This window comes from Oscillospiraceae bacterium NTUH-002-81 (genome assembly GCA_032620915.1).
Classification (GTDB): domain Bacteria; phylum Bacillota; class Clostridia; order Lachnospirales; family Lachnospiraceae; genus JAGTTR01.
On the sequence record CP136052.1, the window covers coordinates 402,985 to 419,808 of the forward strand.

Genomic DNA, 16,824 nt, shown 5'->3' on the forward strand with positions numbered 1-16,824 from the left:
GAATCAAGACTTCGAGGAATAACATGCAACAAAATGGATGCTCTTTTGAGCATCCATTTTCAACATAAAATGTCGGAAAAAGGCAAAAAAAAATAAAAGAATAATCGACAGTTCTGGTTAGTAGCGTTCGTTGACAGTGGTTTTGCGCATTGGTATAATAAAAATAGTAACAACTCTTGACGTGTTGAGGTGAAGGTATGGGAGATAAGGCAAAGGGGAATAAAAAGACGGGAAAGAAGACAGCAGCGCTGCCGTTCCCCGAGAAAATCACGGAATTTGACCAGTATCTGTTCGGACAGGGAACCCATTATGATATCTATAAGAAGCTGGGGGCGCACCCGACGGTAAAGGACGGGAAAAAAGGGTGTGTATTTTGCTGTGTGGGCACCCCATGCGGAAAAGGTAGAGCTGGTGGGGGATTTTAACGGCTGGGACGGAAGCGATTACGAGATGACCCGCAACGAACCCAACGGTATTTACGATATTTTTGTGCCCGGTGTGAAGCTGGGCCAGCTGTACAAGTACAAGATTTTTACACAGGATGGGCGGGAGCTTTACAAGGCAGACCCGTTTGCCAATTACGCGGAACTGCGGCCGGGAACGGCGTCTGCGGTGACAACGTTGGAAGGATTTTCGTGGAGTGACAGCGAGTGGATCGAGCACCGCGCAGGAAAAGATATGCGAAAGGAACCGCTGTCCATTTACGAGGTGCACATGGGCTCCTGGCGGAAGCATCCCCAGACGGAGGACAACGAGAAGGGCTTTTACACCTATCGGGAGTTCGCCGTGGAGGTCACCAAGTATGTGAAAGCCATGGGCTACACCCACGTGGAGCTGATGGGCATTGCCGAGCATCCCTTTGACGGTTCCTGGGGTTATCAGGTGACGGGCTATTACGCGCCCACTTCCCGCTACGGCACGCCCAGGGATTTCATGTACATGATCAATTACCTGCACCGGCACAAGATCGGCGTGATCCTGGACTGGGTACCGGCCCATTTTCCGAGAGACAGCCATGGGCTGGCGGAATTTGACGGCACCTGCGTGTACGAGTATGCGGATCCCCGCAAGGGTGAGCATCCCGACTGGGGCACGAAGATTTTTGATTATGGGAAAAATGAGGTGCGCAATTTCCTCATTGCCAATGCTCTGTTCTGGGTGGAGCAGATGCACGTGGACGGCCTGCGGGTGGACGCGGTGGCATCCATGCTGTATCTGGATTATGGCAAAAAAGAGGGAGAATGGGTGCCAAACCAGTACGGCGGCAACAAAAATCTGGAAGCAGTGGAGTTTTTCAAGCATCTGAACACCTGCCTCACCGGCCGGAATCTGGGCACCATGATGATTGCGGAGGAATCCACGGCCTGGCCCAAGGTGACGGGCAAGCCGGAGGACGACGGCCTGGGCTTTACGTTCAAGTGGAACATGGGCTGGATGCACGATTTTCTTGATTATATGAAGCTGGACCCGTATTTCCGGAAGGATAACCACCACAAGATGACGTTTTCCATGATGTATGCCTACAGCGAGAACTATGTGCTGGTGCTGTCCCACGATGAGGTGGTGCATCTGAAATGCTCCATGATCAACAAGATGCCCGGCATTTACGAGGACAAGTTTGCAAATCTGAAGGCGGGTTATTCGTTCATGATGGGACATCCCGGCAAAAAACTTCTGTTCATGGGACAGGATTTTGCCCAGTTCCAGGAGTGGAGCGAGGAGCGTCAGCTTGACTGGTATCTGTTAAAAGAAAACCAGCACCAGTGGATGCAGGCGTTTGTGACCCGTTTGCTTCATATTTATAAAAAATATCCGTGTCTTTACGAGCGTGATGATCACCCGGGCAGCTTTGAATGGATCAATGCGGACGACTGCTTCCGCAGCATTTTCAGTTTTGTCCGGTTATCAGAAAACGGAAAGAAAAAATCTGCTCTTCGTGTGCAATTTCACACCCATGGAGCGGGCGGATTACCGGGTAGGCGTTCCACGACGGGGCACCTACCATCTGATCCTGGATTCCGACGATCCGGCTTTTGGCGGAAAAGCGCCGGAGGATAAGGCAAAGAGTTATAAAGCAGTGAAACAGGAGTGCGACGGAAGGGAGTATTCCTTTGGATATCCACTTCCGCCCTATGGCGTGGCAATATTTGAATTCTGACAGGAGAAGGGAAAATGAGCACAGAAAAGAAGAGGGATATTTTTGTTATCGGCCACAAGAATCCGGATACGGATTCGATTTGCTCGGCCATCGCATATGCAGATCTGAAAAACAAGCTGACCCATGAGAGCTGCTATGTGCCGAAGCGGGCCGGTCAACTCAACGAGGAAAGCCGGTTTGTTCTGGAATATTTTGGCGTGAAAACGCCGGAGTATGTGGCGGATGTGGGTACCCAGGTGAAGGATATCGAGATTCGGATGACTGCGGGGGTAGATGCGAATATTTCCCTGAAAAAAGCATGGCAGCTCATGCGGCAGAATAACGTGGTGACGCTGCCCATCACTGAGGGGGAGAAGCTGAAAGGGCTCATCACCATCGGCGATATCGCCAAATCCTACATGGACGTGTACGAGAGCACGATCCTGGGCGTGGCGAAGACCCAGTACGCCAATATTATCGAAACCATCGACGGTCACATGATCGTGGGCGATGAAAATGCTTACGTGGATAAGGGAAAGGTGCTGGTGGCAGCGGCCAACCCGGATCTGATGGAGAGCTATATCGAGGAAAACGACCTAGTGATCCTGGGAAACCGTTACGAGTCCCAGCTGTGTGCCATTGAGATGAGCGCAGGCTGTATCGTGGTGTGCGAGGGTGCCGAGGTGTCCCGCACCATCAAACGGCTGGCCGAGGAAAAGGGCTGCACGGTCATCATGTCGCCTCATGATACGTTTACCGTTGCCCGTCTCATCAACCAGAGTATGCCCATCAGCTATTTCATGAAGACCGACGGTCTGGTGACCTTCCGCATGGACTCCCTGGTGGATCAGATCAAGGACGTTATGGCGAAGCTCCGGCACCGGGATTTCCCGATCCTGGATGGCAGAGGCCGGTACGTGGGGATGATTTCCCGCCGGAACCTGATGAATATGCGCCGGAAACAGCTGATCCTGGTGGATCACAACGAGCGCGCCCAGGCGCCGGACGGCATCGACAACGCGGAAATCCTGGAAATCATCGACCATCACCGGATCGGCAGTCTGGAAACCATGGCGCCGGTATTTTTCCGCAACCAGCCGCTGGGCTGTACGGCCACGATCATTTACCAGTTTTACCGGGAGGCAGGCATTGAGATCGAGCCGAAGATCGCGGGCCTTCTGCTGGCAGCCATCGTGTCCGATACGCTCATGTACCGCTCTCCGACGTGCACGGCCATTGACCGGGCGGCAGCGGAGGATCTGGCAGCCATTGCGGGCATTGATGTGAAGGATTTCGCCAAGCAGATGTTCAACGCGGGAAGCGATCTGAAAACAAAGACGCCGGAAGAGATTTTCTATCAGGATTTCAAGAAATTCAACATCGACGAGACGGAGTTTGGCGTGGGCCAGATCAGTTCCATGAACGAGGAAGAGCTGGAAAATCTGAAGAAGAAATTACTGCCTTATATGGAAAAGGTGGCTGCGGAGACAGAGCTCAGCATGATTTTCTTCATGCTCACCAACATCCTGGAAGAGTCCACCGAGTTGATCTATTGTGGAAAAAATGCAAAACAGCTGGTGGCAGACGGCTTTTACACCAAGGCCGGGGAAAATGCCACGGTGCTGCCGGGTGTGGTTTCCCGGAAAAAGCAGCTCATTCCGGCATTCATGAATGCTTTGTCTGCATAAAAATGGAGGAAACGATATGAAAACAGCGGCGCAGCTAAAACAGCAGCTGCAGGAAATCAATCGCAGGAGCTATCCAGCCTACAAGGGGCTGGCCGGCGTTTATCAGTTTGCAACTTACCAGTTATCCATCGACCATGTGCAGGGGGATCCTTTTGCGGCTCCCTCTGCTTTGCATATCTGGATCGATCACAAAACAGCGGGGTTCCCGGCCAGTCTTTACGCCGGGGAGGCAGAGCGGGTGGCACTGCAGGATTATCTGATCCGACAGTTTGGCCGTCAGATCAACCGGTTTTGTTATCAGGCCAAGGGCTCGGGAAAGAGCGGCCTGATCTCAGTGACGCGATGCGGGCAGGAGATTCTGGAGCGAACGGCCTGTGCCATTGATGGCAAGGGCATCACGCTGCGGTTCGAGGTGGGTTTCCCGGCCAACGGCAGAACCATCAATTCTGGTGAATTGGAGAAGATTCTCTTTGATTTTCTGCCCAAATGTGTGGAGCAGGCGCTGATTTACCGGAATCTGCCGAAAAAGAAAGTGGAAGAGGTGTATTTCCTGGCCCAGGATCAGACAGCCATCCGGCAGGAACTGAAAAACCGAAACTTGGTGGCATTTGTGGCCAACGGCGCGATTTTACCCAGAGAGAGCGGCGTGTCCGACCTGCCCATGAAGGAGGCAGTGCCTTTTCAGTCGCCGGAATCGCTGCAGGTGACGCTTGCACTTCCCCATCGGGGCGCAGTGACGGGCATGGGCATTCCCAAAGGCATTACCCTCATCGCAGGCGGCGGCTATCACGGCAAATCCACCCTTTTGCAGGCGCTGGAGCGGGGCGTGTACAACCATGTGGACGGGGATGGCCGGGAGCTGGTCATCACAGATGACAGCGCGCTGAAGCTGCGGGCGGAGGAAGGCCGGAAGGTCACAGACACGGACATTTCCCTGTTTATCAACGACCTGCCCAGCGGAAAAGATACGAGATCCTTTTCCACGCTGGATGCCAGCGGCAGCACGTCCCAGGCGGCTAATATAATAGAAGGAATCGGTGCGGGCAGCCGGGTATTTCTCATTGATGAGGACACTTCGGCCACCAACTTTATGATCCGGGACGAGCTGATGCAGCAGATCATCGCCCGGGAAAAAGAGCCCATCACGCCGTTTCTGGAGCGGGCCCGGGATCTTTACGAGCAGAGCGGCATTTCCACCATTCTGGTGGTGGGCAGCAGCGGCTCCTATTTTCACATTGCGGATGTGATTTTACAGATGGACAACTACCAGCCCTTTGACATTACCGCCAAGGTAAAAGAGGTGCTAAAAAATCATCCCGCGCCGGTGACGCGCGCACCGGGCTATCGTTTGCCGGAGGGAAAACGGCAGCTGCATCTGGGGGCCTCGACGGCTCAGCGGAAAAGCTACCGCGGTGATAAGGTGATGACCGAGCGGCTGAAGGTGAAAACCATGGGCAAGGATGTCATCAACATTGGGAAAGAGACGCTGGATCTGCGGCACATGGAGCAGCTGGTGGATCGGGAGCAGACGGCGGCGCTGGCGTATATGCTGCGCTATGCCAAGGAACACTACCAGAATCGGGATATCGACAGCGTGGTGCGGGCGCTGAGCGCGCAGATCCGGGAAAAAGGACTGGCGTCGGTGTGCGATTCCTCCTATGTGCCCGCCGGGCTGGCATTGCCCCGGGTGCAGGAGATTTATGGGTGTTTTAATCGATACTAAAGCAATAACAAACAGATCGAGAAATGTGCTAGCTAAAAAATGGCGATGATTCAAAATGCATGCTTTCTCAATGTTGTGTGTGATATGTAAGGACAGATAATAAGAACAAATAGTAAGGACAGAAAGAGCAGGGACAAGTGATGGCAAAACAACTATGGAAACCGGGCAATATGCTGTATCCGTTACCGGCGGTGATGGTGACGGTGGCTGACCGGCAGGGCAATTCCAATATTATCACGGTGGCATGGACGGGAACGGTGTGCACCAACCCGGCGATGACGTATATTTCCGTGCGGCCGAAGCGGTATTCCTATGACATGCTCAAAGAGACGGGTGAGTTTGTCATCAACCTGACCACGAAGAAGCTGGCCTACGCTGTGGATTACTGTGGGGTAAAATCCGGCAGGGATGTGGATAAGTTTGCCCAGTGCGGCCTGACCCGTGGAAAACCTTCCGTGGTGCACGTGCCCCTCATCCAGGAAAGCCCGGTGAACATGGAGTGCCGGGTGACGGAGATCAAAGAGCTGGGGTCACACCATATGTTTCTGGCGGAGGTGGTGGCCGTTCATGCGGACGAGGCATACATGAACGAAAAAGGCAGCTTCGATCTGGCCAAGGCGGAACCGCTGGTGTATTCCCACGGCGGCTACTATGCGCTGGGTGAAAAACTGGGCACCTTCGGGTACAGCGTACGCAAAAAAGCTGTGCCAAAGGCGGAGGGGAAGTCTGCGAAAGCGAAAAGGCCAAATGCTCCAGAAGCTCGAAGATCACGCGGAAATAAACGGAGATAAGCAGCACAAAAACGAAAATTTACAAAAACACGGGGAGGGCGTCTATGAAAAGAGGAACCTTTACGATGAATTCCCATGACGGGAAGACGAAGCTCCACGGCGTGACCTGGGAGCCGGAGGGCGAGGTACGGGCTGTGGTGCAGATCGTGCACGGCATGATCGAATATATTGAGCGGTATGACGGCTTTGCTTCCTATCTGGCAGAGCGGGGCTATTTCGTCATCGGCCACGACCATCTGGGCCATGGGGAATCGGCGGCGTCCCAGGACGACTGGGGATTTTTTGAGGAAGAAAACGGCAACCGGGTGCTGCTGGAGGACATTCATCAGGTGCGGCGGCGGGCGCAGGAGCGTTATCCGGATGCACCCTATATCCTGCTGGGACACAGCATGGGCTCTTTTCTGGTGCGCCAGTATCTGTGTATCAAGGGGGAGGGCATCTGTGAGGCGGTCATTCTGGGAACTGGCAACATGCCTGCGGCGCTGCTGCGGTTTGGCATGTTTGTCACCAGTACCATGGCGGCAGTGACGGGCTGGCGGTTCCGCAGCCGCCTCGTCAAGCTGATGGTGTTTGGCAGCTACAACAAGGGGATCGTACCCCACCGAACGGCCTTTGACTGGATCAGCCGGGATGAGGCGGTAGTGGACACGTACCGCAGCGAGCCGAAGACGTCCTTTGATTTCACGCTGAACGGCTATTACAATCTTTTTTACAGTATGTTATGGCTGAAAAAAGAGGAACACCTGCGGCGGATGCGAAAGGATCTGCCCGTGCTGTTTGCCTCCGGGACGGCTGATCCGGTGGGCAGCTACGGCAAAGGCGTGGAAGCGGCGGCGGAGAGCTTCCGGGCCCACGGTGTAACCCATGTGGACGTGAAGCTGTATCCGGCAGACCGGCACGAGATTCTGAACGAGCTGGACCGGCAGCAGGTGTACGAAGACCTGTGGCGCTGGATGGAGGAAAATCGGATACCATAGCGAGGATTGGGAATACTCATGTACATACAACGAAAGGAGTGTGTACATGAGAATTTTATTTTACGGGACAAAAACCCTACGACAAGATCTGGTTTGAGCCGCTGGCGGAGGATTACGGATACGAGATCACGTTTCTGGACATCCAGTGTACGGCGCAGACAGTCATTTTTTCCAAGGGGTACGATGCCATCTGCGTGTTCATCAACGACACCATCGATGCGCAGATGATCGACATTCTGTATGAAAACGGCGTGCAGGCGGTGCTGCTGCGCAGTGCCGGGTTCAACCATGTGGATATCCGGGCGGCGAAGGGGAAAATAAAAATTCTGCGGGTGCCCAGCTATTCGCCCCAGGCGGTGGCGGAGTATGCGGCAGCGCTGCTGCTGACGGTGAACCGTTTTACCCATCGGGCGTACACGAGAACCCGGGATTTTAACATGAACATCAACGGCCTTATGGGCCAGGATCTGTACCGGAAGACGGCGGGCATCATCGGCACTGGCAAGATCGGTCAGGCCATGATCGCCATCTGTCAGGGGTTTGGTATGCATGTGGTAGCCTACGACCCGTTCCCGGACGGCAGTCTGGATGTGGAGTACGTGCCGCTGCCGGAGCTGCTGGCCCGGGCGGATGTCATCAGCCTGCACTGTCCATTGACAAATGACACCAGATATATTATGAATGAAGAGACGATTTCGCAGATGAAGCAGGGCGTGCTGCTGGTGAATACGTCCCGTGGCGGCCTCATCGAGACGAATGCCCTCATTCAGGGGCTCATTTCAGGCAAGCTGGCGGGTGTGGGGCTGGATGTATACGAGGAAGAGGACGGCGTGTTTTTCGAGGATCATTCCAGTGAGATCATCGGGGACGAGCTGCTGGCCCGGCTCATGACATTTCCCAACGTGCTGGTCACGTCCCATATGGGATTTTTCACGAAGGAAGCCATGCAGGCCATTGCCATCGAGACGCTGGAAAATGCCTATATGCTGGAGCAGGGGCTGCCGCTGGTGAATGAGGTAAAAGCGGATGCCTAGAAAAATGATATCTGCGGCGCATAGAGCGCGATACAAAAGAGGAGGAAAAACAACATGAAAAATATCGTACTGATCGGCATGCCCGGTTCGGGAAAGAGCACGGTGGGCGTTGTCCTGGCAAAAATGCTGGGGCTGCATTTCCTGGATTCCGACCTGGTGATCCAGGAGACGGAAGGCAAGCTGTTGAGCGAGATCATCGAGGAAAAAGGGCCGGACGGATTTCTGGCGGTGGAGGATCGGGTCAACGCCGATCTGCAGTGTGAGAAGACGGTCATTGCCACCGGTGGCAGCGCGGTATTTGGCGCCAATGCCATGGCGCATCTGAAAGAGATCGGTACGGTGGTTTATCTGAAATTATCTTACGAGGAGCTGACGACGCGGCTGGGCAACCTGAAAGGCCGGGGCGTGGTGCTGCGGGACGGCCAGACGCTGAAAGATCTGTATGAGGAGCGGATTCCGCTGTATGAAAAATATGCCGATGTGGTCATCGAGGAGCTTGGCGAGGGCATCGAGGAGACTGCGAGAAAGATCATCGATAAAATACGGTAAATGGGTTACCACTCATTTTTTCACAGTAAAAGGCGGTCGAAAAAGCGTGAATCTGGAAAACTTGACAAATAGGCATGAGTTTGTTAATATAAGTTCGTAACATTTCTTAATAACTTTGTAATAATTGTAATGGAAATGCATAAACTACAGGGACTTTACTTAAAAAACCATTCACAATTGCTCAGGAGGTAATCATGAGAACCAGAAAGACGCTGGTGCTTGCTGCCGGAATTGCAGCTGCAGCGATGGCACTTGCAATTTCCGTAATACCGGAAGTTACCCAGACAACAACCGTGAAGACAAATGAGATTTCTTATAGTGAACTGTCCGCCGGTATCCAGAGCGTTCTGGATGAAGCGGTTGACAGCGAGAATAACGTGCACGAAGAGATTACAGAAGTATTAAACCAGGGCGTCGTACAGAATAACCTGCCGGGTTATGACTGGAACGAGATGGCCATTGCCAATGTGGAGGATACCGTCAATATGCGGGAGAATCCGGATCAGGAATCTGAGATCGTAGGCAAGCTCTCCAAGGGCGCAGCCGGAACCATCGTGGATGGAACCGATGGCTGGACGAAGCTTTCCTCCGGTTCCGTAGAGGGCTGGATCAGCGATGATTACCTGCTCTTCGGTACCGATGCAGAAGCCCGGGCAGAGGAACTGGGAAGCTATCAGGCAACCATCAACACCGAGGGTCTCCGGATCCGCAAGGAGCCCGCAGAAGACGCAGGCGTTTATGACCTGGCCCAGATGGGTGCTTCCTACACAGTGACGGAGCAGCTGGACGGCTGGGTCGGCATTCAGGTCGGTTCTGATACAGGCTATGTAGCTGCTGATTATGTCAGCGTAGAATATAAACTTCCGGTGGCAAAGTCCATCGAGGAGATTCGTGCAGAGGAGGAGAAGGCTGCACAGGAGGCTGCCAAGGCAGCGAAAGAGGCAGAAGCGAAGAAACGTGCGGAAGCCGAGAAGAAGGCAGCCAATTCTTCTGATGTAGCAGTGCTGGCAGCGCTGGTGCAGCTGGAGGCAGGCGGTGAGTCCTACGAGGGCAAGCTGGCAGTGGCAAGCGTGGTCATGAACCGTGTGAGAAGCGGCGGCTATCCCAACAGCGTGTCCGGTGTAGTATACCAGAGCGGACAGTTCCCGCCGGCAGGTACCGCGAGAATGGCATCCCTTGTGGCAAACGGCGCAGGCTCTGACTGTGTGAAGGCTGCGAAGCAGGCCATCGGCGGTGTGTCCAACATCGGAAGCCTGAAACACTTCCATGCAGCAAGACTGGGCGGCGATGTGGTCATCGGCAATCATGCTTTTTATTAAAAAAATATTTGGGTGAAGATAGAAGAGGCGCTGGCCGGGATTTTCCGGCCGGGGCCTCTTTTTGGCTGGGTACATGTGAACGGATTTCCCTTACTGCCCGGTAATAAAACCTTAAGAATATTTCGATAGTAAAAGATTCTGAATTATAGTACAATAAGAATGGAATCGAAATAATTGTGAAAATATATACAGCAGAAAGGAGCGGTTGCATGAGCGCAATGTACTGGCTGATCATCATGCTCGTGCTGATTGTCATAGAGATCGCGACGCTGGGACTGACGACGATCTGGTTCGCAGGCGGCTGTCTGGCAGCGTTTGTCACATCCGTGGCGGGCGGCAGCCCGGTGCTGCAGGTGATGGTATTTTTCATTGTATCCCTGATCCTGTTGTTTGCCACAAGGCCCATTGCGGTGCGCTATCTGAACAAGGGACGGACACGGACGAATGTGGACAGCCTGATCGGACAGCGGGCAGTGGTGACAAAGACGATCGACAATCTGAAAGCGGAAGGGGAAGCCGAGGTGAACGGGCAGACGTGGAGCGCCCGGGCGGCTGAGGAGGGTCACCGCATCGAAGCGGGAACTGTTGTGGAAATTTGCCGGATTTCCGGTGTGAAATTAATAGTAAAAGAGAAAATGGAGGATGAAGCATGGGATTCATTATCGGAGTAATTTTGGTCGTTGTTATTTTACTGATCCTGGCATCCTGTATCCGGATCGTACCGCAGGCGCAGGCACTGGTCGTGGAACGTCTGGGCGGATATCAGGGCACCTGGTCTGTTGGTGTGCACTTCAAGGTGCCGTTCATTGACCGGGTAGCAAAGCGCGTGATCCTGAAGGAGCAGGTGGTGGATTTCGATCCCCAGCCGGTGATCACCAAGGATAACGTAACGATGCGGATTGATACGGTGGTATTTTTCCAGATCACGGATCCGAAGCTGTTCGCATACGGTGTGGAGAACCCGATCATGGCCATTGAGAACCTGACCGCAACGACGCTGCGTAACATCATCGGTGAGCTGGAGCTGGATCAGACGCTGACTTCCCGTGAGATCATCAACGCGAAGATGCGGACATCCCTGGATGTGGCAACCGATCCTTGGGGCATCAAGGTCAACCGCGTGGAGTTGAAGAACATCATCCCTCCGGCAGCCATCCAGGACGCCATGGAGAAGCAGATGAAGGCAGAGCGGGAACGCCGGGAAGCCATTCTTCGGGCGGAAGGGGAAAAGAAGTCCACGATCCTGGTGGCAGAAGGTAAGAAAGCTTCCGCCATTCTGGACGCAGAGGCAGAGAAGGAGGCAGCCATTCTCCGGGCAGAGGCGCAGAAAGAACGCATGATCCGCGAGGCAGAAGGTCAGGCAGAAGCCATTCTCAAGGTACAGCAGGCGAATGCCGACGGTCTTCGTTTCCTCAAGGAAGCGGCACCGGATCAGTCTGTGCTGCAGCTGAAAGCGCTGGATGCATTTATGAAGGCATCTGACGGCAAGGCAACCAAGATCATCATCCCTTCCGAGATCCAGGGCATGGCCGGACTGGTGACATCCATGGCTGAGCTGGCGAAGAAGGATCAGAAGGAAGAGCCGAAGGCGTAAAATTTTGTCGGCGCAGCAAGACAGCGATAAAGAACAGTAATACAGGAACAGTAATACAGGAACAGGGGCAGTATCTATTCGGGTGCTGTCCCTTTCTCTTTATATGTTTTCGATGGGGTTTCAGTTCACTCGCGCCATTCGCAAAATTGCATCTTCGATGCTTTCCGCTACTTCGTAGCTTATTTTTGCTCATCAGCTGGCGCTCCCTTCGGACATTCACTAAGCCGGATTTTCATGCAAGCATGAAATCCAACTTTATGAATGTCCGAGTGAACTGAATGGGAAAATAATTGAAGAAATCCCGGAAGCATGGTATGATGAAAAACAAGTAACAAAGGCAGCATCGAAAGGAGATCGTGACGATGGATTTAAAAGGACGTAATTTTCTGACACTTCGGGATTATACACCGGAAGAGATCACCTATCTGCTGGATCTGGCAGCAGATCTGAAAGACAAAAAGAAGAAAGGCATTCCTGTGGATGTGCACAGAGGCAAGAATGTGGCACTGATTTTCGAGAAGACGAGCACAAGAACCCGCTGCTCTTTTGAGGTGGCTGCGCATGATCTGGGAATGGGAACGACCTACCTGGATCCGTCGGGATCACAGATCGGCAAGAAGGAGAGCATCGCAGACACTGCCCGGGTACTGGGACGGATGTACGAGGGCATCGAGTACCGCGGCTACGGACAGGAGATTGTGGAGGAGCTGGCGAAATACGCCGGTGTGCCGGTGTGGAATGGCCTGACCAACGAATTCCATCCTACCCAGATGCTGGCAGATCTGCTGACCATCCGGGAGAAATTTGGCTCCCTGGAGGGTGTGAAGTTTACCTACATGGGCGACGCCCGGTACAACATGGGCAATTCTCTCATGATCGCCTGCAGCAAGATGGGCATGCATTTCACCGCCTGCGCACCGAAGAAATATTTCCCGGCACAGGAGCTGGTGGATGAGTGCCGCGCCGTGGCAGACCAGACCGGCGCAACCATCACTCTGACTGAGGATGTGAACGAGGGAACAAAAGGTGCGGACGTGATCTACACCGATGTATGGGTTTCCATGGGCGAGCCGGATGCCGTGTGGGAAGAGCGGATCAAAGAGCTGTCTCCTTATCAGGTGAACGCAAAAGCTATGGCAAACGGTTCTGACCGGGTGATCTTCATGCACTGCCTGCCGGCATTCCACGATCTGAAGACGAAGATCGGCAAGGAAATGGGCGAGAAATTTGGCGTACAGGAGATGGAAGTGACAGACGAGGTATTTGAATCCGAGCGCTCTGTGGTGTTCGATGAGGCAGAAAACCGGATGCACACCATCAAAGCTGTTATGCTGGCTACCCTGGGAGAAAAATAACATTTATGAAGCAGAATGAAAAGAAATTCAGCTGTGATATTGCCAGTATGCTGTTTGCGGCTGGGATCCTTGGCTGCCTGGGATTGCTTTTGTGGGATCTGGAAAGCTTTATCCATATGTTGCCGCTGGTGTTTCTGCTGGGCGTGCTCATGCTGGCAGTTATGGCTTTTCGGTTTTATCTGTGTAAAAAGAAGAGAGCGGTGCTGTTCTGTGCCGGAGGGGCGGTTGCCTGTGCGGCATTCGCTGTCAGTGCGCTGCTCTTTTTCGGAGGAATATAAACATGCGGGACAAGATTTTGAAAATGCTGGAGGATGCCGATGGATTTGTGTCCGGGCAGGAACTGTGCGAAAAGCTTGGGGTATCCCGGACAGCGGTGTGGAAGGTCATCGGCGCCCTGAGGGAAGAGGGCTATGTCATTGATTCCGTATCCCGCCGGGGGTATCATCTGGTGGAGTGCCCGGATATTCTGCGGCAGGAGGATCTGACAGCGGCGCTTACCACCCGCTGGATGGGTCGAAGCCTGCAGGTCTATGATGTAACGGACTCTACCAATGTGCGGGCCAAGCAGCAGGCGGAGGAAGGTGCGCCGGAGGGCCATCTGGTCATGGCGGATATGCAGAGCGCGGGCCGGGGAAGCCGGGGACGAAGCTGGGATTCCCCCAGAGGCACCGGGATTTTCATGAGTCTGGTGCTGCGGCCGCAGCTCATGCCCCAGCAGGCTGCCATGGTGACGCTGACGGCGGCCTACAGCATTGTGTCCGTTCTGCGGGAGGATTACGGTGTTGCGGCCGGGATCAAATGGCCCAACGACGTGGTGCTGAACCGCAAAAAGCTGGTGGGCATTTTGACGGAGATGAGTGCGGAGCCGGATCTGATCCATTATATCGTCACCGGCATCGGCATCAACGTGAATATGAAGGAATTCCCGGAGGAGCTGTCGGACAAGGCCACGTCCCTCTGGATGGAGACGGGAAAAATCTATTCCCGGGCGGAGCTGGCGGCCCGGATCCTGAACCGGCTGGAGCCGGTGTATGAGACATATGTCCGCACGGGAGATCTTGCTTTTTTACAGGATTCGTACAATGAGCTGCTGATCAACCGGGGCCAGGAGGTACGGGTCATTGGCCGGGAGGCAGAGTTTTCCGGTATCGCGGAGGGCATCGGGGCTGATGGCGGACTGAAGATCCGCCGGGAGGATGGCCAGGTGCAGACCGTGTATTCCGGGGAGGTATCTGTCCGGGGACTGTACAGCTACGTTTAAGTAACAGTTCGCGCATGAGCTGCGCAGCAGCGGAAAGCATCGCAGATGCGATTTTTCGAATGGCGCGTGTGAACTGTTACATGTTAAAAGAAGATGGGAGAGAAATGGGATGAAGGAAGAGAACACCGTTTTGTGCTGTTCCAATGCCTATGAGAAAAAGTTTTATCTGAATCAGGATTTTCAGGCGCTGCCACAGCACATAAAAGACGAGCTGAAAATCATGTGTGTACTGTATACAGAGGAGATCGGCGGTATTCTGACGCTGGAATACGATGAGAACGGGACACTGGAATTTTCCGTGCGGTCGGAAGAGGGAGATTTTTTCTTCGATGAGATCGGCAGCGTCCTGCGGATCAAGGAGCTGCAGCGGGACAAGCGGGAGCTGCTGGAATCGCTGGAGCTGTTTTACAAGGTATTTTTCCTGGAGGATGCGCTGCATCCCGGGGAGTAGCAAACATAAGGGAGGGCATGGAACATGCTGTTAGTTATTGATGTTGGCAATACCAACATTACACTGGGAATTTTTCGGGAGGAAGAGCTGGTTGCCACGTTCCGTCTGACGACAAAGCAGGCGCGGACATCGGATGAGTATGGCGTGGCACTCTGTAACCTGCTGGAGCACCGGGATATCAACATCAAAGATATCCATGCGGTGATCATTGCCTCTGTTGTGCCGGATATCATGTATTCTCTCAACAGTGCGGTGGTAAAATATCTGGATCGCACGCCGCTGGTGGTGGGGCCTGGCATCCGTACCGGGCTCAAGCTTCCCACAGAGAATCCGCGGGAGATCGGCGCAGACCGCGTCGTGGACTGTGTGGCAGCCTATGAGCTGTACGGCGGCCCGGTCATCGTCATGGATTTTGGCACGGCGACTACCTATGATGTGGTGACCAAGGACGGTGCATTTATCGCCGGTATCACGGCGCCGGGCATCCGGAGCGCCGGAAGAACGCTGTGGGATGACACGGCCAAGCTGCCGGAGGTGGAGATCAAGAAACCGGCGTCCATTCTGGCCCGGGAGACCATCAGCAGTATGCAGGCAGGCATCGTGTACGGCTGCATCGGACAGACGGAATATATCATCAACCAGATCATCAAAGAAACCGGCTATACCGATGTGGTAACGGTGGCAACCGGCGGTCTGGGCAAAATTATTTTTGATGAGACGGACACGATCCAGATCTACGATCCGGATCTGACACTGCACGGCCTCCGTCTGATCTATAACAAAAACCGATAAGTGGATGAATGTTTATCCGCATGTGTCAAACGAGCTGCACGGTTGCGGAAATCATCGAGGACATTGTTTGGCGAAGATACGTGTGAACAGTAACGTAAATGGGAGATGAAATGGAAGAAAAGCAGGCGGGAAAAACGCTTACGATAGGAAATGTGGTTCTGGACAATCCATTTATACTGGCACCAATGGCAGGGGTAACTGACCTGCCATTTCGTGTGCTCTGCCATGAGCAGGGCGCGGGGCTGGTGTGTATGGAAATGGTGAGCGCCAAGGCCATCTATTACCGGAACAAAAATACAGAGGCGCTGATGGAGATCGAACCCGGGGAGCGGCCGGTGTCCTTACAGCTGTTTGGTTCCGATCCGGAACTCATGGGCGAGATGGCCCGGCAGATCGAGGAACGGCCTTTTGATATTCTGGACATCAATATGGGCTGCCCGGTGCCCAAGGTGGTCAACAACGGCGAGGGATCAGCCCTCATGAAAAATCCGGAGCTGGTGCGCAAAATCGTCACTTCTGTGGTAAAGGCGGTGCAGAAACCGGTGACAGTGAAAATCCGGCGCGGATTTGACGAGCGTCATGTAAATGCGGTGGAGATCGCGAAGATCATCGAGGACTGTGGAGCGGCGGCGGTGGCTGTCCATGGCAGAACGAGAGAACAGTATTATGCCGGACATGCGGACTGGGACATTATCCGGCAGGTGAAGGAGGCCGTCTCCATTCCGGTCATCGGAAATGGGGACGTGGTGTCGGCCCAGACGGCGGCGCAGATGTTTGCCCAGACCGGCTGCGACGGTATCATGGTGGCCCGGGGTGCCAGAGGCAACCCGTGGATCTTCCGGGAGCTGGTGGCCTGGTATCGGGGCGAACCTATTCCGGCGGCACCGGGGATGGACGAGGTGCGGCAGATGCTCTTGCGGCAGGCGGAACTGCTGGTGAAATATAAGGGCGAGTACACCGCCATCCGGGAGATGCGCAAGCATGTGGCCTGGTATACGGCGGGATTCCCTCATTCCTCCAAGCTGCGGGCCCGGGTTAATGAAATTAATACGATGGAAGATCTGGTTCGGTTGATGAACGAATGGGTATAGGGAACCTTCGTCCTGCATATATTGAATGGAAAAGCAGTGGCGGAGAGAACAAGTGGACGGCG

General features: G+C 54.0%; 15 protein-coding genes and 1 pseudogene. All 16 read left to right on the plus strand.

The features are described 5' to 3' along the window. The first annotated feature begins 197 nt into the window (after positions 1-197). A pseudogene (glgB, locus tag RJD28_01940) lies at positions 198-2,158 on the plus strand (1,4-alpha-glucan branching protein GlgB). A 14-nt stretch (positions 2,159-2,172) separates the two neighbouring features. Next, positions 2,173-3,825 carry a putative manganese-dependent inorganic diphosphatase gene (locus tag RJD28_01945; protein WNV58344.1) on the plus strand — a complete coding sequence of 551 codons (1,653 nt, stop codon included), beginning with the start codon at positions 2,173-2,175 and terminating at the stop codon, positions 3,823-3,825. 16 nt (positions 3,826-3,841) lie between these two features. After that, positions 3,842-5,548 (plus strand): ABC-ATPase domain-containing protein, encoded by a 1,707-nt coding sequence (locus RJD28_01950; GenBank protein WNV58345.1) that lies wholly within the window; start codon positions 3,842-3,844, stop codon positions 5,546-5,548. Between the two features lie 140 nt (positions 5,549-5,688). Further along, the gene (locus RJD28_01955; protein ID WNV58346.1) at positions 5,689-6,339 is read left to right on the plus strand and encodes a flavin reductase family protein; all 651 of its coding nucleotides are present in this window, start codon (positions 5,689-5,691) and stop codon (positions 6,337-6,339) included. 44 nt (positions 6,340-6,383) lie between these two features. Further along, on the plus strand, positions 6,384-7,316 hold the full coding sequence (locus tag RJD28_01960; protein ID WNV58347.1) for an alpha/beta hydrolase: 933 nt from the start codon (positions 6,384-6,386) through the stop codon (positions 7,314-7,316). A gap of 101 nt (positions 7,317-7,417) precedes the next feature. Continuing rightward, the gene (locus RJD28_01965; GenBank protein ID WNV59537.1) at positions 7,418-8,350 is read left to right on the plus strand and encodes a 2-hydroxyacid dehydrogenase; all 933 of its coding nucleotides are present in this window, start codon (positions 7,418-7,420) and stop codon (positions 8,348-8,350) included. Positions 8,351-8,404: 54 nt separating this feature from the next. Continuing rightward, on the plus strand, positions 8,405-8,899 hold the full coding sequence (locus RJD28_01970; GenBank protein WNV58348.1) for a shikimate kinase: 495 nt from the start codon (positions 8,405-8,407) through the stop codon (positions 8,897-8,899). A 194-nt stretch (positions 8,900-9,093) separates the two neighbouring features. Beyond that, a complete protein-coding gene (locus tag RJD28_01975; GenBank protein ID WNV58349.1) occupies positions 9,094-10,218 on the plus strand; it encodes a cell wall hydrolase in 1,125 nt (374 codons plus the stop codon). 209 nt (positions 10,219-10,427) lie between these two features. Next, positions 10,428-10,889: an NfeD family protein gene (locus RJD28_01980; protein ID WNV58350.1), complete on the plus strand. Its 462-nt coding sequence runs from the start codon at positions 10,428-10,430 to the stop codon at positions 10,887-10,889. Next, the gene (locus RJD28_01985; protein ID WNV58351.1) at positions 10,868-11,812 is read left to right on the plus strand and encodes an SPFH domain-containing protein; all 945 of its coding nucleotides are present in this window, start codon (positions 10,868-10,870) and stop codon (positions 11,810-11,812) included. Before RJD28_01980 ends, RJD28_01985 begins: the two co-directional genes overlap by 22 nt. A gap of 362 nt (positions 11,813-12,174) precedes the next feature. Further along, positions 12,175-13,167: an ornithine carbamoyltransferase gene (gene argF, locus RJD28_01990; protein ID WNV58352.1), complete on the plus strand. Its 993-nt coding sequence runs from the start codon at positions 12,175-12,177 to the stop codon at positions 13,165-13,167. A gap of 5 nt (positions 13,168-13,172) precedes the next feature. Further along, a complete protein-coding gene (locus tag RJD28_01995) occupies positions 13,173-13,445 on the plus strand; it encodes a hypothetical protein (GenBank protein WNV58353.1) in 273 nt (90 codons plus the stop codon). A 2-nt stretch (positions 13,446-13,447) separates the two neighbouring features. Continuing rightward, positions 13,448-14,428 (plus strand): biotin--[acetyl-CoA-carboxylase] ligase, encoded by a 981-nt coding sequence (locus tag RJD28_02000; protein ID WNV58354.1) that lies wholly within the window; start codon positions 13,448-13,450, stop codon positions 14,426-14,428. Between the two features lie 109 nt (positions 14,429-14,537). After that, on the plus strand, positions 14,538-14,879 hold the full coding sequence (locus RJD28_02005; protein ID WNV58355.1) for a DUF6145 family protein: 342 nt from the start codon (positions 14,538-14,540) through the stop codon (positions 14,877-14,879). A 24-nt stretch (positions 14,880-14,903) separates the two neighbouring features. After that, entirely contained in the window at positions 14,904-15,671 is a 768-nt protein-coding gene (locus tag RJD28_02010; GenBank protein WNV58356.1) for a type III pantothenate kinase, read from the plus strand. 110 nt (positions 15,672-15,781) lie between these two features. After that, positions 15,782-16,762, plus strand: coding sequence for a tRNA dihydrouridine synthase DusB (gene dusB / locus RJD28_02015; GenBank protein ID WNV58357.1), 981 nt, complete (start codon positions 15,782-15,784; stop codon positions 16,760-16,762). Positions 16,763-16,824 lie beyond the last annotated feature (62 nt).

Bases quoted from the DNA above. Each gene is read 5' to 3' on its own strand.
- RJD28_01945 (WNV58344.1), top strand. From the start codon at position 2,173: ATGAGCACAGAAAAGAAGAGGGATATTTTTGTTATCGGCCACAAGAAT.
- RJD28_01950 (WNV58345.1), top strand. From the start codon at position 3,842: ATGAAAACAGCGGCGCAGCTAAAACAGCAGCTGCAGGAAATCAATCGC.
- RJD28_01955 (WNV58346.1), top strand. From the start codon at position 5,689: ATGGCAAAACAACTATGGAAACCGGGCAATATGCTGTATCCGTTACCG.
- RJD28_01960 (WNV58347.1), top strand. From the start codon at position 6,384: ATGAAAAGAGGAACCTTTACGATGAATTCCCATGACGGGAAGACGAAG.
- RJD28_01970 (WNV58348.1), top strand. From the start codon at position 8,405: ATGAAAAATATCGTACTGATCGGCATGCCCGGTTCGGGAAAGAGCACG.
- RJD28_01975 (WNV58349.1), top strand. From the start codon at position 9,094: ATGAGAACCAGAAAGACGCTGGTGCTTGCTGCCGGAATTGCAGCTGCA.
- RJD28_01980 (WNV58350.1), top strand. From the start codon at position 10,428: ATGAGCGCAATGTACTGGCTGATCATCATGCTCGTGCTGATTGTCATA.
- RJD28_01985 (WNV58351.1), top strand. From the start codon at position 10,868: ATGGGATTCATTATCGGAGTAATTTTGGTCGTTGTTATTTTACTGATC.
- argF (WNV58352.1), top strand. From the start codon at position 12,175: ATGGATTTAAAAGGACGTAATTTTCTGACACTTCGGGATTATACACCG.
- RJD28_01995 (WNV58353.1), top strand. From the start codon at position 13,173: ATGAAGCAGAATGAAAAGAAATTCAGCTGTGATATTGCCAGTATGCTG.
- RJD28_02000 (WNV58354.1), top strand. From the start codon at position 13,448: ATGCGGGACAAGATTTTGAAAATGCTGGAGGATGCCGATGGATTTGTG.
- RJD28_02005 (WNV58355.1), top strand. From the start codon at position 14,538: ATGAAGGAAGAGAACACCGTTTTGTGCTGTTCCAATGCCTATGAGAAA.
- RJD28_02010 (WNV58356.1), top strand. From the start codon at position 14,904: ATGCTGTTAGTTATTGATGTTGGCAATACCAACATTACACTGGGAATT.
- dusB (WNV58357.1), top strand. From the start codon at position 15,782: ATGGAAGAAAAGCAGGCGGGAAAAACGCTTACGATAGGAAATGTGGTT.